The organism is Planobispora longispora (genome assembly GCF_016863135.1).
Taxonomy (GTDB): domain Bacteria; phylum Actinomycetota; class Actinomycetes; order Streptosporangiales; family Streptosporangiaceae; genus Planobispora; species Planobispora longispora.
Genome location: NZ_BOOH01000068.1, coordinates 34,163 through 57,934 on the forward strand (window position 1 = coordinate 34,163; position 23,772 = coordinate 57,934).

Genomic DNA, 23,772 nt, shown 5'->3' on the forward strand with positions numbered 1-23,772 from the left:
CCACATGGGGACGACACTGGATCTGATCCGGCGGTGGTGCGAGCGCACGCCCGACGCGGTCGCCGTACGCGCGCCCGACGGCGAGCTGACCTACGGCGAGCTGTGGCGGCGCGCGGACGACCTGGCGGCGGTGCTTCGGGAGCGGGGCGTGGGGCCCGAGATCCCCGTCGGGCTCTGCCTGGAGCGCACGAGCGGGATACTCGTCGCGGTGCTGGCCGTCTGGGCCGCGGGCGGCGCGTACGTCCCGCTCGACCCCGCCTTCCCCGCCGACCGGCTCGCGCTGACGCGCGAGGACGCGGGGGTCGGCCTGGTGCTGACCCAGCCCGGGGTGGACCGCGCCCTGCTGGAGGGCGTGGCCGAGGTGATCGAACTCTCCCCCGGCGGCGTCGCCTCCCTCCCGGCCGGTACGGCCTCCGCCATCACGACCCCCGCCTCCGCCATCACGACCCCCGCCTCCGCCATCACGACCCCCGCCTCCGCCATCACGACCTCGCCCTCCGCCACCGGCACGACCTCGGCCTCCGCCACCGGATCCGCCGCGGACGACCTGGCCTACCTGATGTACACCTCCGGATCCACCGGCCGCCCCAAGGGCGTGGCGGTCCCGCACGGCGCGGTGGTCAACCTGCTGGAGTCCTTCGCGGCCCGCCTGGAGCTGACCCCCGGAGACGTCTGGCTCGCGGTGACCACCCTGTCCTTCGACATCTCGGTCCTGGAACTGCTGCTCCCCCTGACCTGCGGCGCGCGCGTGGTCGTCGCCGCGGGGACCGCGGACGGCCGGGCCCTGCGGGAGCGCGCGATCGCCGAGGGGGTCACGGTCATGCAGGCCACCCCGGCGGGCTGGCGGGTCCTGGTGGAGTCCGGCGGGGTCCCGGAGGGGATCGGCACCCGCCTGTGCGGCGGCGAGGCGCTCCCCCGCGACCTGGCCGACGCCCTGCTCGGCGGCGCACCCCGCAACGGCGTGCCCGGCGGGGACGCCCCGCACGCGGGCGGGGTCCGGCTGTGGAACGTCTACGGGCCGACGGAGACGACCGTGTGGTCCTCGGCGGGCCTCGTCGCTCCGTCGCCCGCGGCCGTCGACCTGGGCGAGCCCATCGCGCGCACCCAGTTGCACGTCCTGGGCCCCGACGGCCTGCCGGTGCCGCCCGGGGAGGTGGGCGAGCTGCACATCGGCGGGGCCGGGGTGGCCCGGGGCTACCACGGCATGCCCGCGATGACCGCCGACCGCTTCCTCCCGGACCCCTTCGCCGACCGGCCCGGGGCCCGCATGTACGCCACCGGCGACCTCGTCCGGATCACGCCCGCAGGCCGCCTGGAGTACCTGGGCCGCGCCGACCAGCAGGTGAAGATCCGGGGGTTCCGGATCGAGCTCGGCGAGATCGAGACCGTCCTGCGCTCCCTGCCCGGCGTACGGCAGGCCGCCGTCAGCGCGTGCGAGGGCCCCGACGGGCTGCCCCGGCTGGTGGCCCACATCGTCCCCGAGACGCTCCCCGTACCCGCCGGACTCTGGCCCGACCTCCGCGGACGGCTGCGTAAGCGCCTGCCCGAGTACATGGTCCCCGCGCACCTGAGCGTGCTGGAGTACCTGCCCCTCACGCCCAACGGCAAGCTCGACCGCGCGGCGCTGCCCCGCCCCAAGTGGACCAGGGCCGCGACCGCCGCCTACCGGGAACCCCGAGGCGCCCTGGAGTCTGACTTAGCCGTCATGTGGGCCGAGGTGCTCGGCATCGCCGAGCCGGTCGGCGCCGACGACGACTTCTTCGACCTCGGCGGGCACTCGCTGACCGCCACCCAGATCATCGCCAGGATCCAGGAGCGCTTCGCGGTCACGGTGCCGATCGCGCTGCTCTTCGAGCACCCCACCGTCGCGGGGCTGGCCCGGGAGATGGACCTCCTCGACCCCGACGACCTGGACCTGGCCGAGGTCGCCGCGCTCCGCGACCAGCTGGACGGCCTCAGCGCCGAGGACCTGGAAGCCCTCTTCGACGAACTGGCGCCGGGCGCATGAGGGCGCCGCTCTCCCCCGCGCAGGAGCGGCTCTGGCTCCTGCACCGGATGGATCCCGACGACGCCTCCTACATCGTGTACCTCGTACGGCGGCTGCGCGGCCCGCTCGAGGAGGACGCGCTGCGCGGGGCGCTCGCCGACCTGGTGGCCCGGCACGAGAGCCTGCGCACCCGCTTCGTGGAGGTGGACGGCGTGCCGTGGGCGGTCGCGGAGCCCGCGGAGCCCGCGGAGGCCGGTGACTCGCCAGGGTCCCCGGGCTCGCCGGGATCACCTGGTTCGCCGGGGTCCCCGGACTCGCTGAACTCATCGGGGTCGCCGGCCCTCGAACGGCTGGCGGCAGACGGGCCGCAGGAGGCCGAGCGGCTGGTGGCCGAGCGGGTCAACGCCCCCTTCGACCTGGCGGCGGGGGCGCCCGCGCGGGTCACCCTGATCAGGCTCGCCGCCGACGACCACGTGCTCTGCTTCACGCTCCACCACATCGTCGCCGACGGGTCGTCGCTGAACGTGCTCCTCGACGACCTGGCCGCCTGCTACACGGCCCGCGTCCGGGGGCGGGAACCGCGGTTGCGGCCGCTGCCCGTCCAGCCGAGCGACTACGCGCGCTGGCAGCGCCGCAGGGTCGAGCGGGCGGTGCCGTACTGGCAGGGGAAACTGGCCGATCCGCCCTCGCCCGAGCTGCCCTTCGACCGCCTCCGCGAGGACGTCCGGCCGGGGCACGGCGCGTTCCACCACATCCGGGTGGACGCCGCGGTGACGGGCGAACTGGACCGGCTGGCCAGGGAGCGGCGGACCACGCTGTTCGCGGTGCTGATGGCGGCCTACCAGGTGCTGCTGTCCCGGCACACCGGCCAGGAGGACGTCCTGGTCGGCACGGCGGTCGCCGGACGCGACCGGGTCGAGCTGGAGCCGCTGGTCGGGTACGTCGCCCAGACCGTCGTCCTCCGCGGCGACCTGAGCGGGAACCCCCCGTTCACCGAGCTGCTCGGCCGGACCCGGGCCGAGGCCCTGGAGGCGCTCGGCCGGCCCGGGGTCCCCTTCGAACGGATCGGGCCCCCGCTGGGCACGCTGATGCCGACCATGTTCATCCTGCACAACCAGAACGCCGGCGCGGCCCCGGCCTTCGGCGACCTGGCGGTGTCGGGGTTCGCCGACGGCTACCGGCAGGTCAAGAACGACCTGCTCACCGAGGCCTGGTGGGACGGCGACGAGCTGATCGTGTCGTTCTGCCACGATCCCGGGATGGTCGCCCCCGCGACGATCCGGCGGCTGGCCGCCCGCTTCGGCCTCCTGCTGGAGTCGATCGCGGCCGGCCCGTCCACGCCGATCGCGGAGCTGCGGATCTGGACCGACGGCGACCACGCGGTGATCCGGGAGCTGGCCGGGAACGGCACGGCGATGCCCGCGGCGCCCCCGAAGCCCGGACAGCTCACGGAGCACGGGCAGTCCGGACAGCCCGGAGATTTCGCGGAGCCCGGAGCGTCCAGGCAGCCCGGAGGGTCGGCGGAGTCCGGGGAGCTGGCGGAGTCCGATCCCTCGGTGCCCGAGCTGATCGCCGCCGCCGTACGGCTGCACCCCGACGCCGTCGCGGTCGTCTGCGGCGACCGGTCCGTCACCTACCGCGAGCTCCACGCCGGGGCGGAGAGGCTCGCCGCCGCCCTGCGCCTGCGCGGGGTACGGCGCGGCGACATCGTCGGCGTCCGCCTGCCCCGCTCGATCGAGGCGATCGTCTCGCTCCTCGCGGTCTGGCTCGCGGGGGCGGCCTACCTGCCGCTCGACCCGGACGATCCGGACGAGCGGCTCGTCTCCGCCCTGGAGAACCTGGCGCGGACGGGTGACAGGCCGCCGTACCTCATCGCCCTGGACGGCCCGGAGTCCGCCGTCGTGATCGACCCCGCCGAGACGGCCCCGGCCGCGGAGACGCCGGAGACGTCCCCTGCGGGTCACGCGACCCCCGTGAGCCACGCGGAGGCCGTCGTGAGCGTGGAGCCGCACCCCGCGGACGCCGCCTACGTCATCTCCACCTCCGGGTCCACGGGCCTGCCCAAGGGTGTGCTGGTGGAGCACCGCAGCGTGGCCGCCCGCGTGCGGTGGATGCGGCGGGAGTACGGCCTGGGCCCCGGCGACCGCGTCACGCAGTTCGCGTCGCTGAGCTTCGACGCGCACGTCGAGGAGGTGTTCCCCACCCTCGTGGCCGGAGCCGCCCTGGTGCTGCTGCCCGACGGCGCCGCGACCCTGCCCGACCTGCTCGCCTCTCCCGCGGGCGCCGGGATCACCGTGCTGGACCTGCCCACCGCCTACTGGCACCGCATGGTGGAGGCGATCGGGACGATCTCCTGGCCGCCCGCCCTCCGCCTGGTGATCCTCGGCGGGGAGCAGGTCTCCTCGGCCGCCGTGGGCCGCTGGCGCGCCCGCTTCGGCGACGGCGTCCGGCTCGTCAACACCTACGGCCCGACCGAGACCACGGTCATCGCCACGACGGCGGACCTCGCGGGCCCGGCGAAGCCCTCCGCCCTCGCGAAGTCCGGGGACCTCGCGGGCCCCGCCGAGTCCGCGCACCTCACGTGGCCTGCCGAGTCTGAGGACCTCGCGGGATCTGGGGAGCTCACGGAACTCGAGCTCCGCGAGCTCCGCGAGCTCCGCGAGCTCCGCGGTTCCGGTGTGGCCGCCGGCAGGGTGCCGATCGGCGTGCCCGTCGGGGCGACCTCCGTCCACGTGCTCGACGCGCGGGGCGAGCCCCTGCCGCCGGGCGCCGTGGGAGAGCTGGTCGTCGGCGGGGCCGGGGTGGCGCGCGGGTACCTCGGCCGTCCCGCGCTCACCGCCGCCGCCTTCGTGCCCGACCCGTACGGCCCGCCGGGCGCGCGCCGCTACCGCACCGGAGACCGGGCCCGCTGGCGCGCCGACGGGCGGCTGGAGTTCCTCGGACGCTTCGACGACCAGGTCAAGGTCCGCGGGTTCCGGATCGAGCCCGGCGAGGTCGAGAGCCACCTGCTCGCCCACCCGGCGGTGGGTCAGGCCCACGTCACCGCCCGGGGCGACGACCTCGTCGCCTACGTCACCGGCACGGCCGCTCCGGACGAGCTCCGCGCCCACCTGGGCGGGCTCCTCCCCCGCCACCTCGTGCCGACCCTCTGGGTGCGCCTCGACGAGCTGCCGCTCACCCCCCGCGGGAAGATCGACCGCGCCGCGCTCCCGGATCCGGGACGGGCCTCCGCCGGGCGGGCGGCGCACGTGCCGCCCCGGACCGACGCGGAGCGCCTGGTGGCGGGCATCTGGTCGGAGCAGCTCGGCGTCACCTCCGTCGGCGCGTTCGACGACTTCTTCGACCTGGGCGGCCACTCGCTGCTGGCGACCAGGATCACGGCCCGGCTGCGCGCCGAGACGGGGCTGGAGGTGCCGATCCGGACGGTGTTCGCCCACCGCACGGTCGCGGCTCTCGCCACGGCGGTGGAGGACCTGCTGGTCGAGGAGTTGTCCGCCCTCACCGACGAGGAGGCGGTCGCCCTGCTCGGCCGGACTCCGTGAGCGGGTACGGCGCGGCCCGCCGTACCCGTTCGGAGACCCTCCTCGCGGCCCGCACTCCTCTCCGGCTCACGCCATGACCTTGTCCAGGAACGCGGACAGCCTGGCCCTGGTGCGATCGATCTGCTGCTCCACCGTGAGGGTCTCCTGGAGGCGTCCTCCCAGCTCCGGGAGCTTCTTGCCGCGCACGTAGAGGGAGCAGGAGAGGTCGGTGCAGATGTACACGCCGACCGAGTTGCTGTCGCGGCCGGCCCGGCCGGCCCGCCGGGCGGCCATCAGGGAGACGCCGCTGCCGGGATGCGTGGTCAGGCACAGGGAGCACATGCCGCGGTGGAGGTATCCGCGCTGCTGGGAGGCCAGGCGGAGCGCCACGCCGACGATCTCGCCGCCGTGTCCGGTGACGAGGTAGCCGCGGTCGGGCGCTCCCGGGTCGCGCCAGCCCAGGAAGTCCAGGTCGTCCCAGGGCTGTCCGGCCAGGTCCCGCGGGAGCGCCAGCCGCGAGGCCTCCCCCTTGGAGCAGTTGACGAACGACGTGCGGATTTCCCGCTCACTCACTGCCTGCATGGCGCGGAACGCTACGCTTCCTAGAGATACTAGGCAACAGCTTTTTCTCTCTAGGAAGCGGAGGCGGCGCATGGCCCGTGCGGGACTGACGGCCGAGAGTGTGACGAGGGCGGCGGCGGACCTCGCGGACACCGTCGGGTTCGAGAACCTGACCGTGTCCGCGCTGGCGCGGAGCCTCAGGGTCAAGGACCCCAGCCTGTACTCGCACATCCGGAGCCTTCAGGACCTGCGGGAACGGGTCGCGCTGCTGGCGGCGGGCGAGCTCGCCGACCGCATCGCCGCGGCGGTCGCGGGGCGGGCCGGATTCGAGGCCCTCGCCGCGTTCGCCGACGCGTACCGGGAGTACGCGCTGGCCTGTCCCGGCCGCTACGCGGCGACCCAGATCCCGCTGGCCCCCGCCGTCCTGGCCGCGTCCGCCGCCTACGCCCGCACCGTCGAACTCACCCACGCGATGCTGCGCGCGTACCGGCTGAGCGAACCGGATCTCACCGACGCGGGCCGCCTGCTGCGCAGCGCCTTCCACGGCTACGTCACCCTGGAGGCCAACGGCGGGTTCAGCCACTCCCGGGACGTGCGCGCCTCCTGGGAGCGGGCCCTCCTGGCGCTCCACACCCTGCTGGAGAACTGGCCCACGGATCCGTCGCCCCACGCGGCGGACGGAGGGGAACCGTGACGTCCGGACGGCGCGGGGCCCGGATCCCGCGCGGAAGATCCGCGCGCTCCGGACGCGTTCGGACGCGTCCCGGTTCCTAGACCGGGCGGGCGAAGTAGCTCACCGTGTAGCTGACCCCGCCGCTCCCGACGGTCTGCACGGCTCCGCCCGGTCCCGTGCCGCCGTCCGAGCAGTCCTCGGTGAACGACCCGAGCACGTCGTTGGCCTTGGGCCAGGGGTCGTCCTCGTGGATCGACACCGTCACCGACGCCTTGGTGGCCCTGGGGTTGTTCAGATCGGAGTTGGTGAGCGTCTGGCCCTCGTTGACGCGGATGGAACGCAGGTAGGTCGGGAACCAGGAACCGGCCACCTTGACCCAGATCTCGTCGAATCCCGCGGCGTCCTCCTGGATGTCGCCGGCGGTCACCGCGATGACGACGACCTCGCACCCGCTCGCCCGGGCGCCGGCGGGCGCGGCCGTACCGGCCGACAGAGCGGCGGTGAGAAATACGACGGACATGAACACGCGGAGCATGTTCGGCTCCCTTCCGTGTGCCGTGATGACGTCCTTGCACCGGACAGGGGACGCCGACCGGCTGGAACGTTCCAGGTATTTCTGCACACATGCCGGACGGGCATCCCGGCCGACCTCCGCCCACGCATACGGGTCGCGGCGCTGCCGCCGCAACCCGTGACGATCAAGCAGGCCCGCCCGGCGGCGTCCGGGCGGCGACGTCTCGCGGGAGCCTCAGGACATGAAGATCACGCGGTCGATCACACCGTTCCTGACCCGGTAGGAGACCAGCAGGTCGAAGTCGCCGCGCGAGGTTCCGACCGCGTGCTCGTGGTCCACCACCCAGTCGCCCTCGGCCACCCGGCCCAGCAGGTCGGCACGGCAGGACTTGGCGCTGAACTGCGGCGTGTACCGCTCGCGCAGGTAGTCGTGGCCCTTGCCCTGCACCTCGTCGCCGCCGAGCACGAGGACGTCCTCCGCGTAGCACGCGAGGAAGGCGTCGAGGTCGTGGGCGTTGTAGGCGTCGAGCTGGCGCTGGGCGAGATCGGAAGGTGTGGCGGTCATGCCGCACAGCATCCCAGACCGTCGTCCGGAGCAGGACACCGCCCGGGGTTGACGGCGACCCGAACGCGTCTGGCAGGCTTCGTGACCATGACCATGGACGTCAGGTACAACCCCGTTCTCGGCTGGATGTTCATCGTCCTGGGCGGCATAGGCGCGGTCCTCCAGATCTGGCTGCTGCTCCTCGGGACCTTCACCGTCTTCATCATCTTCTCGATCTTCTTCCTGATCGTCGGCTTCCTCTCCCTCCGCAGGACGTTCTTCTCCGTCTACCCCGGCGGAGTCACGACGTACGCCATGATCGGCCCCGCCAAGCGCGACTTCCTCGTCGACGACCGGCAGACGCTGGCACTGGAGGGCGGCCGCCTGGTGCTCCGGATGGCGAACGGCAAGCGCAAGTCGGTCGCCAACCGCGCCATGTCGCACCCGGACGACTGGAAGGCGCTGGTCGCGGCCATGGGCCGGTGAGAGCGGGACGCCGAGCAGGACTCCGGACGGGAGTCACGCGGTCCCCGGCGAACGCGTCGGAGACGCCGGACCCGCCGCGATCGCGGGTCGAGTCGTTCTCCGGCGCGGCCTCGGATGGTTGAGAAAGTAAATCGCCTAGTAGAGAATCTCAACCACCTTCGCTAGGCTGGAGTCCGTGCGCTCGTACAACCAGTACTGCTCGATGGCACGCGCCCTGGATCTGGTCGGCGACCGCTGGACCCTGCTGATCGTCCGCGAGCTCCTCACCCAAGGCCCCTGCCGCTTCTCCGACCTGCGGCGCGGCCTGCCCGGCATCGCCAGCAACCTGCTGGCCGATCGCCTGCGCGAGATGGAGTCGGCCGCGCTGATCGCCCGGCACGACCAGCCGCCCCCGGCCGCCGCGACACTGATCGACCTCACCGACCGCGGCCGCGACCTCGTCGGCGTGGTGCGCGAGCTGACCCGCTGGGGCGCGCCCTTGATGATCGGTCCGCCGGACGGCGACGAGTTCCGGGTGCACTGGTTCGCGCTGCCCCTGCGCCATCTGTGCCGCGACGGCGCGCCCGGCGAGCCGGCCGTCACCGTGCGCGTCGGCGACCTGTACGACGGCTGCGACATCATCGCCGAGCACGGCCGGGTCGACGTGCGGCCCTGCGCGGCCGGGCGGCGCCCCGACGCGACGATCACGGCGCCGCCGCAGGTGCTCGTCGCGCTCTTCGCCGGGCAGATGCCCCTGCCGGCGGCCCGGGCCCAGGGGCTGGTCGTCGACGGCTCCGCGGCGGCGCTCCAGCGCCTTCTACCGGACAGAGGACGAACCGATGCCTGACGGCCACGACGCGCTTGGGCTGCTCGAGGAGATCGCCGCGGACTTCGGCCACGAGCCGGACGTCGTCCTGGGGACGATGTTCCGCAACCCGGGGCTCCGCACCGGCGACAAGATCTTCGTATTCCTCGGCCATGGCGGACGGCTCATCGCGAAACTCCCCCGGGATCGGGCCCGGCGGCTCGTCGACGCGGGAATCGCCGAACAGGTGACCATGGGAGAGCGGACCATGCGCGAATGGGTCGCGTTCCCGGCCCGGGAGAGCGATACGGCGACGCTCGCGCTGTGGCGGAACGTGGCACGCGACGCCCACCGGTACGTCGACTCCCTGCGACGATCGAGCTGACCGCCCGTGCGGCCGGTAATCTGGCGGCTGTGAATCACGTCCTGACGACGGAGCGCCTGGTCCTGCGTCCGGTCGCCGCGCGCGACCACGCCGGGCTGCTGGCCCACTGGACCACACCGGAGGTCCGGCGGTTCATGTTCGACGGGACGGTCCTGACCCCCGAGCAGGTCACCTCGGCCATCGAGGACAGCCTCCGGGGCTTCGCCACGGCCGGGCACGGTCTGTGGCTGATCCGGGAGGCGGGCGGGAGCGATCTGGCCGGCACGGCCGGGCTGCGCCCCCTGGACGACCTCGGCCTGGAGATCACCTACAGCCTGGCCCCCGCCGTGTGGGGCAGGGGCTACGCCACCGAGGCCGCCCGCGCGGTGGTCGACCACGCCCTGGGCCCTCTCGGGCTGCCCGAGGTGCTGGCCGAGATCGACGAGGGCAACGCCGCGTCGGTCGCGGTCGTCGTCCGGCTCGGCATGACCCCGTTCGCGGTGGTGCCCGGCGTGCTCGGCCCGCTGGTCCGCTACCGCAGGACGCGCTGAGCCACCCGGCCGGCGGCGTCGCGCCGCGCGCCGGCGGCCCCCGCACCGGAGATCAGCAGGAGAGCCGCAGCAGGACGGCGATCAGCACCGCGCCGAGCAGCGGCGTCATGAGCAGCGCGGCCGTGGCGCTCGCCGATGACCGGCAGGCGCAGGTCCCCCGCTCGAGGCGGGCGATCCGCTGTTCCAGCCGCTGCCGGGGACCGGCGTTCGCCCCCAGGTCGCGGGGCTGGAGCGGGGCGGGGGCGAGCAGGCGCAGCGCGCCGATCACCGGGACCGGGCCGTGGCGGCGGGCGGCGGCGTCGTCGGCGGCCATCTCCACCAGGGCGGGCAGTTCGGCACGGGCCCGCCGTACGGTGCGCGACCAGGGCAGCGCGGTGCCCAGGGCGTCGACCACGGCCAGCAGCAGGTGGTGGCGGTGGCGCAGGTGGGCGCGTTCGTGCTCCAGTACGGCCGCGACCTGCAGCGCGTCGAGCCGTTCCAGGGTCCCGGTGGTCATCACGATCGGCCGGAACCGACCGGGCAGGCAGTAGACGAACGGGGCGGGATGCTCGATCAGGCGGACGTCGGCCGGCTCCTCGGGATGGCGGGCGACCAGGCTGACCATCTCACGGTGCTTCCTGCGGCCGGCGATCGTACGGCTCACGCGGGCCGTCCCCCGGCCCAGCCCCCACGCCACGACCCCCGCCGACAGGGCGGCGACCGCGAGCGTGCCCAGCTCCCCGGTGTGAGCGTGGCCGGGCAGGCAGGAGCGGAGGTGCTCGATCCAGGTGTGCAGCGGTCCCGGCGGCCAGGCCAGCAGCAGGATCAGCAGCGTCAGCAGCACGAGGACGGCGCCGGCCAGGGCGCTGGTCCACAGCGCCACCGCGACGGCCGGATGGCGGCGCGTCCACCTCGCCCGGGCCAGCGCGGGGCCAGTCACGTGCCCGGTCAGATAGGCGAGGACGGCCAGCGCCACGATGTTCCCGGCCACCGGGACTCACCCGTCTTCGCCGGGACGGGAGGACCGGCCGGTCAGCGCGTCGAGGAGCCGCTGCGCGTCACCGGGCTCGACGCTCTCGGCGAATCTCGCCAGGACGGGACCGCGGTCGGGAAGATCGGACAGGGCGGCGAGCATGACGGCGACGACGTGCTCCTCGCGGGTGCGCACCGGCGCGTAGACGAACGCGACGCCGCTGCGGCTGCGCGTCAGGAGGCCTTTGCGGGCGAGCCGGTCGGCGACGGTCTGGACCGTCGTGTAGGCCAGGGGCTGTTCCCTCCCCTCGTTGACCGGCGCCAGCAGCTCACGGACCGAGAGCGGGCGGCCCGCCGCCCACAGCCCATCCATGATCGCCTGTTCGAGTGGCCCGAACCCTCCCATCCCGCCTCACCCTCCTGCGGTTCGTCGGCGCGCCGGATCCCGGAGCGTTGGATCCGCTGCCCGTCACATAATCCGCCGCCTGTCACGAAGTCGCGGCTTTGTCCTCATCCGGACAATATTGGGTCCCGCCTCCCCGCGTCGGGGAAACCGCTGTCAGCCGTGCTCGGCGTGCTCGCCGTGGTCGCTCACCTGGGCGTCGAACCAGGCGTGCAGGGCCGTCACCAGGGCGGGGTCGGAGGTGGTGTAGGTGAGTCCGGCGCCGTCGGCGAGCTCCTCGTAGGAGACCGCGATCCGCCGGTAGCCGGCCGACAGCTCGCGCAGGCCCGGCATCCGCTCGCCGTGGATGGAGGCGGGGTCGCCGAAGTCGCCGCGGCCGAACCGGGCGGCCTCCTCGGTGAGGTGCTCGCGGATCAGGCGGACCTGCGAGGCGTCGGCGGGATCGTCGGCGGTGACGGTCTGCACTCCCCCGTCGCCGGCCTTGGTGAACCGGTGTGTGGTGCGGTCCAGGTCGAACGGCATGACGGTGCGGCCCTTGGCCGCCACCTCCCGCCGGCGGTCCTCGCCGGTCAGCGTGATCAGTGCGATCGCCGCCGCCGCGGCGACGATGACGGCGGTAATGATGATCGCGATGCGGTTACGGTTCATCGACGGCCTCCGTGAGCAGGGCGAGCGCGCGCAGGACCGCGTCGCGTTCGCCGGCGGGGATGCGCTCCAGCGCGGCGCCGAAGCGGGCCCGGCGGGCGGCGGCCAGGTTCTGGGCGGCCTGGTGGCCCTGGGGCGTGAGCCGCACCAGAACGCCGCGGCCGTCGTCGGGGGCGGCGCTCCGTTCGGCCCAGCCCCGCCGGACCAGCTGGGTGACGATGCGGCTGGTGGTGCTCTTCTCCAGCCGCAGCCGCTGCACGAGCTCGACCTGCCGCAGCTCCCCCTCGTGGGCGAGCTCGCCCAGCGCGTGGGCCTCGGAGGTCGGGACCGGCGTGCCGCACGGGGTGCGGTCCGGCTGGTGCAGGCCGAAGACGCGGACGAACCGGGCCACGGCCTCCTGAAGATCTGACGCCTCATCGGACATGGTTCGACCATACAACCATCTGGTTCAGCTAAACAACCATCTGGTTCGACTACGCAACCATCTGGATCGACCATACGATCACTCGCCGGAGTTTCCCCGCGTCCGGGCGGTCCTCCCCCGGAGTCCCCCTGCGAATCGAGCACGAACGGCCTTCAAGATCCCGGTTTTCGGTCCGGGCGCACTATACTTCGCGGCATGTCGGGTGATCTGGTGCCGGAACGCCGTGACCTCCGCGTCTCACACGAGGAGCGCGATCAGGTCGTGGAGCAGCTCAGAGTCGCCGCCGGCGACGGCCGTCTCACGATGGACGAGCTCGGCGAGCGACTCGAGGTGGCACTGGCCGCGCGCACGTACGGCGAGCTCGAAGTGGTCCTGCGGGACCTGCCGGCCGCTTCCGGCGCCGCCGCCCGGACCCCCGTCCCGGTCTCCAAGGAGCTCATCCAGCTGAAGACCGGCAGCGGCCACATCCGGCGGGACGGGGTGTGGACGGTGCCGCGCCGCATGGAGGTGGAGATCGGCAGCGGGCATGCGGTTCTCGACCTCACCCAGGCCGTCATCGCGCAGCCGGCCCTGGATCTCTCGGTCACGATCGGCAGCGGCCAGCTGCTGGTGATCGTGCCGCCCGGCGTGGCGGCGGACGTCGACAGCGTCACGGTCCGCAGCGGCACCGTCCGGCAGCGCGTGCGGCTCGACCCCGGCACGCCGGTCAAGCTGCTGATCACTGTGTCGGGCTCGGTGAAGAGCGGAAACGTCGTCGTCCGGCGGCCGCGCCGCAGTTTCTGGGACTGGCTGCGCCGCCGCCCGCTCCCCTGAGGGCTCACGCCGCGACCGCCCCTGACCGGGATCGCCGCCTGTCGCCCGCCGGCCGGAGGAGCGGCTCTCCCGCATCCCGGACCGAGCCGAAACCCGTAGGGCTCACCCCCAGGCCGCACAGACCGGCCGGATGCGGCCGCCTCCCGCGCCTCGGCACGGACGGTCAGGCATACCCCCTCCCCGTACGGACGTCCCGCCGATAGCGGATTCCCGGATGACGCCGCCCTCCGAAAGTTCGTTTGCCTCATACCCCCAGGGGGTATATCTTGGGCATGTCAGTTCCGATCGACGGAGGAGGCGACCGCCATGGCGGAACCGATACAGCGCACCGAGCACCCGGGGCACGGGGCACACCCCGGCCACGGGCGGCACGAGGGGCAGCACCACGATCACGGGCAGCACGACCACGCGCGGCACGGCGGACAGGACGAGCACCGCAGCCACGACGAGCACCGCGGACACGAAGGACACGGGCACGGGGAGCACGGGCACCACGCGCACGCGGACCACCCCGCGAAGACGACCTGGCGGATGGCCGCCTCGGCCACCCTGCACTGCCTCACCGGATGCGCCATCGGCGAGGTCCTCGGCCTGGTCATCGGCACCGCGCTGGGCTGGTCCACCGCGCCCACCATCGCCACGGCCGTCGCGCTGGCCTTCTTCTTCGGCTACCTGCTCACCCTGATCCCGCTGCGCCGCGCCGGGGTGGCCTGGGGCGCCGCCGTCAAGCTCGCCCTGGCCGCCGACACCGTCTCCATCATCGTGATGGAGATCGTCGACAACGGCGTCATGCTGGTCATCCCCGGCGCGATGGACGCCGGTCTGACCAGCGGCCTGTTCTGGGGGGCGCTGGCCTTCGCCTTCCTGGTGGCCTTCCTGGTCACCACCCCGGTCAACAAGTGGATCATCGGCCGGGGCAAGGGCCACGCCGTCGTCCACGCCTACCACCACTGATCGCCACCGGCTCCTCCCCCGTCGCGGGGCGGAGCCGAGTTGCGCATCCGCAGCCCAGAGGGCGTCGCCGCGCGACTCCCCCGCTGCCGCCGCACGGCTCCGTCCCCGCTGCGGCCCCTGCCGCTGCGCGGTCCCGCTGCCGCCTCTCAGGCCAGGGCGTACATGCGGATGGCGACGACGTCCTCTCTCTCCGCGCGGGCGAGACCGACGAAGACGGTCTCGGCGAGCCACCGGTGCGCCGGCGCGTCGGTGCGGAAGGTGGGCGAGGTGCGGTAGTACACGCCGGCCGCGGAGACCTGCAGGTCGCCGTCGTACTGGTCGGGGCTCTGCCCGCCCTCGTGGTAGTACCCGCGGTTGACGATGTCGATGACGGCGCCGTCCTCCGCCCGGAGAAGGTAGCGGGCGTCCAGTTCGCAGACGCGGCCGCGGGTGTTCGACCAGTCACCGCCACCGGGCAGGACGGTCCCGCGCAGCATCGGGCCGTCCACCGTTCCGCCGATGATCGGGGTGAACTCGGTCTTCTCGCCGTCTCCGTGCCCGACGTGCAGGGTGGGAGAGAGCTCGGCGCGGATCTCGAACGCGAAGGTCAGGGCGGGGGTGAATGAGGCGTGGCCCTCAGGCATGTTCGGCTCCTTGGAAATGGTGTCAGGCATGTTCGGCTCCATGGGACTGGTGTCAGGGATTGTCACCGCGGCGCCCGTGCGCCTGCCGCAGCTGTTCGGGCTGCCACGCGCCGATGCGCAGGCAGGAGGGGCGAGGGCCGCCCAGGGCGATCTCCCTGGTGACCGGCTCGCCGGGCAGGCTGTCCCACGGGTCGGTTCCGTCGGGGGCTTCGGGCACGTAGTCGGGGAAGTCGCTGCTCATGATGTCGAGCGCGAGACGGTGCCCGGCGCGCAGCCGGTAGGCGATGCTCTGCAGGTCCACGACGGTTTCCTCCCCCGCCGCGGGAACGTCGAGCCGTACCTGCCCCTTCGCGATGAGGAACGCGGCCCCGTCGGGCGCCGTGTCCAGCAGACGCGCGTGGACGTGCGCGCCGGCGGGGGCGGTGAGCCGCAGCAGCAGGGTGACCGTGCCGATCAGGTCGGTGTCCTGCCCGGCGGCGGGACCGGTGAAGCGGAGCACGTCCTCGCGCTGACCAACGGGGCTCAGGTCCGACCGGTCGAACAGGGAGGCGAAGGGGTTCACCCCGGCCGAGGGGACCGGGTCGGACGGGTCGTGGGTCCACCGCAGCAGGCTCTCTTCCGGCGCCGCCTCGGTGGTCAGGCGCGGGGAGAGGCCCGGGGACAGGTAGTACTCGAGGTCGGACGCCTGCCGGGGCGGCCAGGTGTCGCTCTCGTTCCACTCTCCGTGGCAGACCTCGTAGCGCACGCGGGGCAGCGCCGCCAGGTCGCCGGAGCGGCCGAGGACGGCGTCGAAGAACTCGATCGCGGGGTCGAGGTACCGGGGCAGCATCCGGTCGAGGGCGGCGGGGTCGGCGCCGTGGTCGTCGCCCGGGGCGACGGGGGCGTGGCCCAGCCAGTAGTTCTCGTGGTCGATGGCCTCCAGGCGGAGGTAGAGGCGCTCGGCCCACTCCGGGTCCCGTGCCAGGGCGCGGACGTCGTGCCAGGACCAGATCGCGCAGTTGTCGAACCAGCCGATCGTGTACAGGGCCGGGACGGGACGGCTCTCGACCAGCGCCTTCACCGGGGGCGGGACGAACCGGGACCCGCCCGTGAACTCGGCGTCGAAGTTGGCCGAGCGCTTCCCGATCTGCTCGAAGAACCGCTCGAACGTCGCCCGCAGCGGGCGCCCGCTCCAGTCGGGCGCCCATTCGTAGCGGTCGGCGTCCACGTAGTGGGAGGCGAAGTAGAACTTCCGGGCCGTCTGCTCGACGTCCCGCGTGCCGTCGCCGTACTCCAGCACCATCGACAGCTGCGACCCCGTGACGCGGGGCGCGATGGCCTTGAGCGCGGGGTGGCCGCCGATCGCCGCGGCGATGGTCGTGTAGCCGTAGTAGGAGTCCCCCCACATGACGACGTCCCCGTCGCACCACGGCTGCTCGGTGATCCACCGGATCGTGTCGTGCCCGTCCTCGACCTCGTGGAGACCGAACTCGGTCGCCCCCTCCGAGCGGTACTTGCCCCGGACGTCCTGGACGACGACGTGGTAGCCCCTGTCCAGGAAGTAACGGCTGATGACGGGCATGAAGCAGTAGACGCCGTTCTTGTCGTACGGCAGGCGGACCAGCACGACGGCCTGCGGGCGCGCCGCGGCCGGATCCGCCGCGCCGGCGAGGTAGACGTCGGCGGCCAGCCGGACCCCGTCCCGCATGGGGATCATGACCTGCTCGGCGTCCTGGGGCACGGCGCCCGGACCTACCTTGTTGATGGTCAGCACGTGATGTCTCCGTGGTTCGGAAAGCGAGGGAAGCGAGAGGGAACGAGGAGGGGCGAGGAGGACGGCGGGAGCGGCGCGGCGGGGTCTCAGCGCAGGTCGAGCGCGCGGCGGTCCTGAACCACCCGGTCGAGGTCCCAGTCCGGCGAGGGGATCGAGTCGAGCAGCAGGCGGGTGTAGGGATGCTGGGGACCGCGCAGGATCTGCTCGGTCTCGCCGCGCTCGACGATGCGGCCGTGCCGCATCACGATGGACGTGTCGGTGATGTAGCGCACGACCGCCAGGTCGTGGCTGACGAAGACGTACGAGATGCCGGTGTCCCGGCGCAGCTGGTCGAGCAGGGTGAGGATCTGGGCCTGGATCGAGACGTCGAGCGCGGCGACCGCCTCGTCCAGCACCAGGACGCGCGGCGCGATGCCGAGCGCGCGGGCGATCGCGGCCCGCTGCCGCTGCCCGCCGGACAGGTCGCGCGGGAGCGACTCCCCCGCGCGGCGGCTCAGCCCGACCTGGTCCAGGAGCTCGTCGACGCGGGCCTGGTGCTCCTTCCTGGAGCCCGGCGCGTGCAGCCGCAGGGGTTCCGCGATGGACCGGGCTATGGTCTGACGGGGGTCGAAGGAGCTGTACGGGTCCTGAAAGATCATCTGAAGCCGGCGGGCGTGCCGGAGACGCGCGCGGCGTGAATGTCCCTCGATGACCTCGCCGTCGAGGGCGACGGTCCCCGAGGTCGGCTGCTCGAGCCCGGCGAGGATGCGGGCCGTGGTCGTCTTGCCCGATCCCGACTCGCCGACGATCCCGAGCGAGGCGCCGGGCATCAGCTCGAAGCTCACGTCGTCCACCGCGGTGAAGTGCCCGAACTTCTTCACCAGGGACGTCACACTCAGCACGGGCGCGTTCACGGAGCCGCCCGCGTTCACGGAGCCGCCCGTGTCCACGAGGTCGCCTGCGTTCATGGAGTCACCTGCGTTCACGGGGTCACCTGTTCCGGGCGGACGCACGCGACGAGGGACGTCCCGTGCGGGCGGTGGGCGGGCACGGTCCCGGCGCACTCGTCGCCGGCGAGCGGGCAGCGGTCGCGGAACGAGCAGCCGGACGGCGATTCGGCGAGCGCCCTCGGGCGTCCCGTGATGGCCTTGATCTCCGCCTTCTCGCCGTGCACCGACGGGCTCGCCTCCAGCAGCGCCCTGGTGTACGGGTGCGCGGGCGCGGCGAAGAGGGAGGCGCTGGCGGCCTCCTCCACGATGCGCCCGGCGTACATGACGTAGACGCGGTCGCAGATGGCCGCGGCCAGGTCGAGGTCGTGCGTCACGAAGAGCATGCCGGTGCCGTGGACCCGCTGCATGTCCTTCAGCAGCCCGACCACCTCGGCCTGGGTGGTGACATCGAGGGCGGTGGTGGGTTCGTCGGCCAGGAGCAGCTCCGGTTCCGTCGACAGCGCCCCGGCGATCACGACACGCTGCAGCATTCCGCCGGAGAACTCGTGCGGGAAGCGCCGCATCGCGCCCTTCGGGTCACGGATGCCGACCTGGTCGAGCAGGTCCCGCGCCCGCTCGGCGGCGGCGCGCGCGGGCACGCCGCGGGCCCGTAGCCCCTCGGTGAGGTAGTCGCCGATGCGGCGCACCGGGTTGATCGACGCCCGCGGGTCCTGGAAGATCATCGAGGCTCGGGTGCGCCGCAGGTCGCGCAGCTGCCTGCGCCCGGCGGCGAGCACGTCGACGTCCGCAACCGTGACGCCGCCGGTGGCGCGCGCGCCGCGGGGCAGCATGCCCAGGGCGGCCCTGGCGGTCAGCGACTTGCCCGAGCCGGACTCGCCGACCAGGCCGACGGTCTCCCCCCGGCCCACCCGGACGGTGACGTCGGCGAGCAGGGGGATCGCCCTCTCGCCCGTGCCGACGGCCAGGCTCAAGCCCGAGATGCCGAGGGCGTCCCGCCGGTCCTCGGCTCTCCCGTCCGGGGTCCCCTTGCGCGCCAGCGTCTTCTTCGCGAGCACCTTCACGCTCCCTCACTCTGCTTGCGGCCGATGGACCCGCCGATGTGCTCGCCCAGCACGTTGACGCTCACGACGGTCAACAGGACCACGAGGCCGGGCAGCAGCCCGCTCCACGGCTCCCCCTGGAGAATGGCGCTGCGCGCCTGGCTGATCATCGAGCCCCAGTCCGCGTCCGGCGGCCGTACGCCGAGGCCCAGGTAGGACAGGGCGGCCAGGTCCACCAGCGCGTAGCCGAAGGCCAGGGTGCTCTGCGCGACGAGGACCGGCACCACGTTGGGCAGCAGGTGGCGGAGCGTCACCCACAGCTCGCCGAAGCCCATGACGCGGTAGCTCTCCATGTACGGCCGCGTCCCCTCCTGGATCGCCACGCTGCGCACGACGCGGCCCACGAAGGGCGTGTAGCTGACGGCCAGGGCGCAGATCGGAGCGGTGAGCCCCGGTCCGAACACCGCCACGACGAGCATCGCCAGCAGCATGCTGGGGAAGGCGAAGACGATGTCCATGCCGCGCGAGAGCACGGCGTCGGCCCAGCCCCCCGCGCGGGCGGCGAGCAGGCCGATCGCGGTCCCGAGCAGCCCCGACAGCAGCACCACGCCCAGGGGCGCGAGCAGCGAGAGCCGGGCTCCGTACATGATCCGGGACAGCACGTCCCGGCCGGTGGAGTCGGTGCCCAGCCAGTGCCCCTCGGCGCCCGGGGGCAGCAGGGAGTTCAGCAGGCTCGTGGCGTCCGGGGAGTGCGGCGCGAGCACGGGGGCCAGCAGCCCCATGGCGGCGACGAGGATCAGGAACGCCACCGCGAGCGAGACGATGAGCGGCCGCCGCCGGCGCCTCTTGGCGCTCCGCGCCCGGAGCGCGGGAATCGTCAGGGTCATCGGCCGGGTCCTCCCACCGTCACGCGCGGGTCGATGAACGGCATCGCCAGGTCCACCAGCGTGTTGACGACCACGAACAGCAGGACCGCGATGAGGGCGATGCCCTGCACGACGGGGAAGTCGCGCCGCGACACGGAGCTGACCAGCAGGGAACCGACGCCGTCCAGGCCGAACGCGGTCTCGACGACGGCGGTGCCGACGAACAGGCTCGCGAACAGCAGCCCGATGATCGTGAGGATCGGCGCGAGCGCGTTGCGCACCACGTGCCTGCGGATCACGGCGGCGGTGCTCACCCCGCGGCTGCGCGCCACCTCCACGTGCTCGCGGCGCAGTTCCTCGGCGAACGCCGCGTTGCCGACCCGGGCCAGGACGCCGAAGGCGACGATCGCCATGGCGACCGCGGGCAGGGTCAGGTGCCAGAGCCGGTCGGCCAGGCCGGTGCCCGCGCCGGTGGCGGGGAACCAGCCGAGGCCGACCGAGAAGAGCGCCAGGAGCCCGATGGCCGACACGAACGTCGGCGTGGCGGTGGTGACCGCCGCCACGATGCCCGCCACCCGGTTGACCAGGCCGCCCTTGACCGCGGACGCCAGCGCCACCGCGAAGCCGAACACGATCGCCAGGACCGCCGAGTACAGGATCAGCACGCCGGACACGCCGAGCCGGTTCGTGATGAGGGAGGTGACGCTGGTCTGGTAGTTCATCGACGTCCCGAAGTCCAGGCGGAGCGCGTCGCCGATCCAGGCCAGGTACCCCTGCATGAAGCCCTGGTCGAGCCCGTAACGGTGGCGCAGTGCCTCGACCTGGTCCGGGGTGAGGCGGCGGCCGCCGGTCATCGCCAGGACCGGGTCTCCGGGGGCCAGCCGGAGCGCGCCGTAGATGAGGATCGACGCGAGCAGGACGGTGAGGACTCCGCCGAGAGCACGTTTGCCGATCCAGCCCGCGAACGTGCGCTTCCTGTTCCGGTCCGCGAGTGTGCGCTTCATCGTCACTCACCGCCGAGGGTGGTCGCCCACGGAGTGACGAGGTAGCTCTGCCGCGGGACGAGACCGGTCAGCTCCGGCCCGTAGTAGACGTTGACGTACTGCGTCGCGATCGGGATGTTGACCAGGTCCTTGGCCATGAGGGCCTGTGCCTTGGCCACCTCGCGGGCGCGGGCGGCGGGGTCCTCCGTGACCATCGCGGTGAAGACCGCGGTGTCGTAGTCCTTGTTCTTGTATCCGGGGAAGTTGTAGAAACTGCTGCTGGTGAAGAACTGGTAGTACGAGAGCGGCTCGGGGAAGTCGAGGTAGCCGGTCACCAGGAAGAGGTCCAGGCCCGCGCGCGCCTGCGGGGCGGCGAAGATCGCGCCGAACTGCTCGCCGGTGAGGGGCTTCAGCTCGATGTCCATGCCCACCTGGGTGGCCGCGTCGGCGATCGCGGTGGCGATCCGGGTCTCCTCCTCGCTGGCCGTCGTGTAGGCCAGGACGATCTTCTCCTTGGCCTTGGCGGACTGGCCGACGAGAGTCTTGGCCTTCTCCAGGTCCTGGACCGGCTCGGGCAGCTTGTCGTACTCCGCCTGGAAGACCTCCTTGCCGTAGCCCCAGGCCGCCGGCGGGACCAGAGCCCGCAGCGGCTGCGCCGTACCCTGGTAGACCGAGCCGATGATGCCCTTGTAGTCGATCAGGGCCTGCAGGGCCTGACGGGTGGCGGGGTCGGAGAGCGCGCCGTCCGGGTTGAGCACCGCCAGGAACGTGGGCGACAGGCTCGTGCCGAACAGCATGTTGCCCTTGGCCGCGAGCTGCTCGTGGGCGGCGCGCGGGACGATGAACTGGCCGTCCACGTCACCGCTGGCCAGCGCCGCGGTCTGGGCGGAGGGGTCGGCGACGAAGGTGAAGCGCAGATCCTTGATCTTGGGCTTGACCTCGGTGTTCCACCAGGCGTCGTTGCGGGTCAACTTGACGTCCTGACCCTGGGTCCAGGAGCCGTACGTGTAGGGGCCGGTGCACATCACGCCGCTTTTGGCGGTGCCGAAGTCGCGGCCGGCGGCCTCGGTGAAGTCCTTCTGCACGACGTAGAAGGCGGGCATGGCGAAGAAGTTCGGGATCATGACGTCCGGCTTCTTCAGCTTGACGGTGATCTCGTTGCCGCCGGTGGCCTCGATGGTGTCCAGGTTCACCGCCCAGCCGATCCACGACGAGCCGAGCTCGGGGTCGAGGATGCGCTTGACGCTGTAGAGAACGTCCTCGGCGGTGACCGGCTTGCCGTCCCAGAACGTCACGCCCTCGCGCAGGCTGATCACGTAGGTGAGCGGATCCGGGTGGGTGAACCCGGTGGCCAGGGCGGGCTGGAGCCGGTAGTCCGGGCCGAGGGTGAACAGGCCCTCGCACATGTTGGCCACGACCGTGCTGATCGACTCGACGCCGGCCATGGCGGGGTCCAGTGTGGCGGGCTCGCCCGTGGCGAGGTTCCAGGTGACGGCCTCGACGTTCTTGGTCGGGGCCGGGACGGACGTGGTGACCACCGGGGCGGTGGCCTGCTCGGCGGCCGGGCCGCCGCTGCCGGCGTTGTTCGAGCACGCGGCGAGCGTGCAGGCGCCGGCGAGGACCGCGGTGAGGGCGGCCAGGCGGGGACGTGTCATGGGGGGACCCTTCGTGATGCGGATGCGGGCCGAGACGATCTGCGTCGCCGAATGAAAGAGGGGCTGATCCCCGGCTGCGGCGCGGTGCGGCGCGAGGCGATCAACCTGCCGCGTCTGCGCGGTGGAGGTGAGCGGACCCGATACCCAGGTCGTGCCACTTAGCGTGGTTGTTCATCAATTGATTGTCAATACTGCAAAACAAAAATAGGCGGCCGGGAAGAGTGCGGTGAACACCGGACCTCGGCGGGCGGGGTGCCGCCGCCACCGGGATTGCGAATGGCGACGTCGGGCCCCGGGACCGACACCCCGGGCACCCTGCATGAGCAGGCCGTTCGGGGCGGGTCGCGGCGCCGGCGGGACCGGCCGGATTCGCGAACTCCCCCGAATGGATCACGGTGCTACGCTGGAAAGTAAGTTGATTGTTATAAGTGCAAAACTATTGAGGTGAAGGGGATCAGGTGGGGAGACCCAGCCTCGCCGAGGAGCGGCGCGAGCAGATCCTGCGGGCGGCCGCCCAGTCAGTGGCCAGGTACGGCCTGGCCGGGAGCACGCAGGAGCGGATCGCCGCCGCGGCCGGCATGAGCCGCTCGCACATCCGGCACTACGTGGGCAACCGCGACGAGCTCATCGACGCCCTGTGGGACCACGTCATCACGCCGTACTTCGAGGCGACGCACGCCGCCCTGACCGGTCTCGCGCCGGACGCGCAGCTGCGCGCGCTCGTGGACTTCCTCTTCGGGCCGCAGATGGCGCGCAACGAGGACGATCTCGTCATCGAGGCGCTCATCAGCGGGGCGATGCACGACGTCCGGCTCCGCGGCCGGATCTACGACAGCTACAGCCGGCTGGAGCGCGAGATCGCCAAGACGATCCGCGAGGCGGTGCCCGGCTGCGAGTCGGCCGAGAGCCTGCAGCTCGCCTATGCCCTCATCTGCATGGCCTTCGGCCACTCCACCCTGGCGCCGCTGCCGTTTCCCGCATCGCGCCCCGCGGGCCTGAAGGTCCTGGCCATGCAGATGATCGAGGCGCTCCGGGCGGACCGCGCAGGGCAGGCCGCGGGCCGCTGAGACGGGACGGCCGCCGCAGGGCGCGTGTTCGTTCGGATCCATCCGCGGCACCTTTCTACGGGATGGGAGCGGAAAGGACTATGAGGATGCGGTCAGCAGCCGGACGAGCCGCTCGATGAGCGGGGCGACCCGCTCGCTGGTCCAGCGCTCGGGATCTTCCAGACTGGATAAGTAGAAACCGCGGAGCATGAGATGCAGGACGTCGGCGACGAACGCGGCGTCGGCCGCCCCCGCGTCGCGGGCGGCGTCGGCCAGCAGGTCGCGGTTCTGCCGCGAGTCCTCCCGCAGGACCTGGGACGCCTCCGACTCCGGGCCGACGCGGCCGAGGACCTCCATGAAGAGCCGGCGCAGCACCTGGTCGTTGCCCTCGGTCGAGCACGCCCAGCGGACGACGTCGGACAGCCGCTCCCCCGCGGTGGCCTCCCCGGCGACCTGCCCCACCTCCGCGTCCCAGGACGCGAGCGCGTGCTCGATGGCGTTGCGCAGCAGGGCTTCACGGGTGGGCAGGTAGTTGGTGACGAGCGTCGTGGAGCCGCCCATCCGCCTGGCCACGGCTCTTATGGTCACCCCGTCGATGCCCTCCGTCGCCACGATCTCCAAGGTGGCGTCGGCGATGGCCGCGAGGCGCTGGGTGATGTCAATCTCCACCGGCATGGCGGCAGGGTAACGAGAGAGGGACCGG

25 protein-coding genes are annotated in these 23,772 nt (G+C 72.8%); 10 read left to right on the top strand and 15 right to left on the bottom strand.

Going from position 1 to position 23,772, the window contains the following annotated elements:
- Positions 1-4 precede the first annotated feature (4 nt).
- Together Plo01_RS37200 and Plo01_RS37205 are read left to right on the top strand one after the other, a co-directional pair.
- Entirely contained in the window at positions 5-2,008 is a 2,004-nt protein-coding gene (locus Plo01_RS37200) for a non-ribosomal peptide synthetase (RefSeq protein WP_203895484.1), read from the top strand.
- A complete protein-coding gene (locus tag Plo01_RS37205) occupies positions 2,005-5,529 on the top strand; it encodes an AMP-binding protein (RefSeq protein ID WP_203895485.1) in 3,525 nt (1,174 codons plus the stop codon). Before Plo01_RS37200 ends, Plo01_RS37205 begins: the two co-directional genes overlap by 4 nt.
- 66 nt (positions 5,530-5,595) lie before the next feature.
- On the opposite strand, the gene Plo01_RS37210 is transcribed toward Plo01_RS37205, so the two are convergent.
- A complete protein-coding gene (locus tag Plo01_RS37210; RefSeq protein ID WP_203895486.1) occupies positions 5,596-6,090 on the bottom strand; it encodes an FBP domain-containing protein in 495 nt (164 codons plus the stop codon).
- A gap of 70 nt (positions 6,091-6,160) precedes the next feature.
- Between Plo01_RS37210 and Plo01_RS37215 the strand changes: the two genes are divergently transcribed.
- Entirely contained in the window at positions 6,161-6,763 is a 603-nt protein-coding gene (locus Plo01_RS37215; protein ID WP_203895487.1) for a TetR/AcrR family transcriptional regulator, read from the top strand.
- A gap of 76 nt (positions 6,764-6,839) precedes the next feature.
- On the opposite strand, the gene Plo01_RS37220 is transcribed toward Plo01_RS37215, so the two are convergent.
- Positions 6,840-7,277 (bottom strand): hypothetical protein, encoded by a 438-nt coding sequence (locus tag Plo01_RS37220; protein ID WP_203895488.1) that lies wholly within the window; start codon positions 7,275-7,277, stop codon positions 6,840-6,842.
- A 213-nt stretch (positions 7,278-7,490) separates the two neighbouring features.
- Complete coding sequence (locus tag Plo01_RS37225) at positions 7,491-7,820, bottom strand: nuclear transport factor 2 family protein (protein ID WP_203895489.1); 330 nt, start codon at positions 7,818-7,820, stop codon at positions 7,491-7,493.
- A gap of 87 nt (positions 7,821-7,907) precedes the next feature.
- Between Plo01_RS37225 and Plo01_RS37230 the strand changes: the two genes are divergently transcribed.
- The 4 genes from Plo01_RS37230 to Plo01_RS37245 all read left to right on the top strand — a co-directional run bounded on the left by Plo01_RS37230 (position 7,908) and on the right by Plo01_RS37245 (position 9,984).
- Positions 7,908-8,285, top strand: a complete 378-nt coding sequence (locus Plo01_RS37230; RefSeq protein ID WP_203895490.1) for a hypothetical protein — start codon at positions 7,908-7,910, stop codon at positions 8,283-8,285.
- A gap of 175 nt (positions 8,286-8,460) precedes the next feature.
- Positions 8,461-9,111, top strand: a complete 651-nt coding sequence (locus Plo01_RS37235) for a winged helix-turn-helix transcriptional regulator (RefSeq protein WP_203895491.1) — start codon at positions 8,461-8,463, stop codon at positions 9,109-9,111.
- A complete protein-coding gene (locus tag Plo01_RS37240; RefSeq protein WP_203895492.1) occupies positions 9,104-9,454 on the top strand; it encodes a hypothetical protein in 351 nt (116 codons plus the stop codon). The genes Plo01_RS37235 and Plo01_RS37240 overlap by 8 nt, the downstream gene beginning before the upstream one ends.
- Positions 9,455-9,483: 29 nt before the next feature.
- Positions 9,484-9,984: a GNAT family N-acetyltransferase gene (locus Plo01_RS37245; RefSeq protein ID WP_203895493.1), complete on the top strand. Its 501-nt coding sequence runs from the start codon at positions 9,484-9,486 to the stop codon at positions 9,982-9,984.
- Between the two features lie 52 nt (positions 9,985-10,036).
- Here Plo01_RS37245 and Plo01_RS37250 read toward each other — a convergent pair whose 3' ends face one another.
- The 4 genes from Plo01_RS37250 to Plo01_RS37265 form a co-directional block, all read right to left on the bottom strand.
- Positions 10,037-10,954 (bottom strand): M48 family metalloprotease, encoded by a 918-nt coding sequence (locus tag Plo01_RS37250; RefSeq protein ID WP_203895494.1) that lies wholly within the window; start codon positions 10,952-10,954, stop codon positions 10,037-10,039.
- Positions 10,955-10,960: 6 nt separating this feature from the next.
- The gene (locus Plo01_RS37255; protein WP_275415455.1) at positions 10,961-11,341 is read right to left on the bottom strand and encodes a BlaI/MecI/CopY family transcriptional regulator; all 381 of its coding nucleotides are present in this window, start codon (positions 11,339-11,341) and stop codon (positions 10,961-10,963) included.
- 153 nt (positions 11,342-11,494) lie between these two features.
- Positions 11,495-11,986 carry a hypothetical protein gene (locus Plo01_RS37260; RefSeq protein WP_203895496.1) on the bottom strand — a complete coding sequence of 164 codons (492 nt, stop codon included), beginning with the start codon at positions 11,984-11,986 and terminating at the stop codon, positions 11,495-11,497.
- Positions 11,976-12,407, bottom strand: a complete 432-nt coding sequence (locus Plo01_RS37265; RefSeq protein ID WP_203895497.1) for a MarR family winged helix-turn-helix transcriptional regulator — start codon at positions 12,405-12,407, stop codon at positions 11,976-11,978. Before Plo01_RS37265 ends, Plo01_RS37260 begins: the two co-directional genes overlap by 11 nt.
- Positions 12,408-12,602: 195 nt before the next feature.
- Between Plo01_RS37265 and Plo01_RS37270 the strand changes: the two genes are divergently transcribed.
- Together Plo01_RS37270 and Plo01_RS37275 are read left to right on the top strand one after the other, a co-directional pair.
- Positions 12,603-13,220: a DUF1707 SHOCT-like domain-containing protein gene (locus Plo01_RS37270; protein ID WP_203895498.1), complete on the top strand. Its 618-nt coding sequence runs from the start codon at positions 12,603-12,605 to the stop codon at positions 13,218-13,220.
- Between the two features lie 306 nt (positions 13,221-13,526).
- Entirely contained in the window at positions 13,527-14,174 is a 648-nt protein-coding gene (locus Plo01_RS37275; protein WP_203895499.1) for a DUF4396 domain-containing protein, read from the top strand.
- A 146-nt stretch (positions 14,175-14,320) separates the two neighbouring features.
- On the opposite strand, the gene Plo01_RS37280 is transcribed toward Plo01_RS37275, so the two are convergent.
- From Plo01_RS37280 to Plo01_RS37310, 7 genes are all read right to left on the bottom strand, one after another.
- On the bottom strand, positions 14,321-14,827 hold the full coding sequence (locus Plo01_RS37280) for a DUF3237 domain-containing protein (protein ID WP_203895500.1): 507 nt from the start codon (positions 14,825-14,827) through the stop codon (positions 14,321-14,323).
- Positions 14,828-14,849: 22 nt separating this feature from the next.
- Positions 14,850-16,550 (bottom strand): CocE/NonD family hydrolase, encoded by a 1,701-nt coding sequence (locus Plo01_RS37285; RefSeq protein WP_203895501.1) that lies wholly within the window; start codon positions 16,548-16,550, stop codon positions 14,850-14,852.
- Positions 16,551-16,636: 86 nt separating this feature from the next.
- Positions 16,637-17,497: an ABC transporter ATP-binding protein gene (locus tag Plo01_RS37290; protein ID WP_203895502.1), complete on the bottom strand. Its 861-nt coding sequence runs from the start codon at positions 17,495-17,497 to the stop codon at positions 16,637-16,639.
- Between the two features lie 14 nt (positions 17,498-17,511).
- The gene (locus Plo01_RS37295; RefSeq protein ID WP_203895503.1) at positions 17,512-18,540 is read right to left on the bottom strand and encodes an ABC transporter ATP-binding protein; all 1,029 of its coding nucleotides are present in this window, start codon (positions 18,538-18,540) and stop codon (positions 17,512-17,514) included.
- Positions 18,537-19,406 carry an ABC transporter permease gene (locus Plo01_RS37300; protein WP_203895504.1) on the bottom strand — a complete coding sequence of 290 codons (870 nt, stop codon included), beginning with the start codon at positions 19,404-19,406 and terminating at the stop codon, positions 18,537-18,539. The genes Plo01_RS37295 and Plo01_RS37300 overlap by 4 nt, the downstream gene beginning before the upstream one ends.
- A complete protein-coding gene (locus Plo01_RS37305; RefSeq protein WP_203895505.1) occupies positions 19,403-20,389 on the bottom strand; it encodes an ABC transporter permease in 987 nt (328 codons plus the stop codon). The genes Plo01_RS37300 and Plo01_RS37305 overlap by 4 nt, the downstream gene beginning before the upstream one ends.
- 2 nt (positions 20,390-20,391) lie before the next feature.
- On the bottom strand, positions 20,392-22,023 hold the full coding sequence (locus Plo01_RS37310) for an ABC transporter substrate-binding protein (RefSeq protein WP_203895506.1): 1,632 nt from the start codon (positions 22,021-22,023) through the stop codon (positions 20,392-20,394).
- A gap of 458 nt (positions 22,024-22,481) precedes the next feature.
- Here Plo01_RS37310 and Plo01_RS37315 point away from each other — a divergent pair, with 458 nt between their 5' ends.
- Positions 22,482-23,090 (top strand): TetR/AcrR family transcriptional regulator, encoded by a 609-nt coding sequence (locus tag Plo01_RS37315; RefSeq protein ID WP_203895507.1) that lies wholly within the window; start codon positions 22,482-22,484, stop codon positions 23,088-23,090.
- Positions 23,091-23,168: 78 nt separating this feature from the next.
- On the opposite strand, the gene Plo01_RS37320 is transcribed toward Plo01_RS37315, so the two are convergent.
- The gene (locus tag Plo01_RS37320; protein WP_203895508.1) at positions 23,169-23,744 is read right to left on the bottom strand and encodes a TetR/AcrR family transcriptional regulator; all 576 of its coding nucleotides are present in this window, start codon (positions 23,742-23,744) and stop codon (positions 23,169-23,171) included.
- Positions 23,745-23,772: the final 28 nt, after the last annotated feature.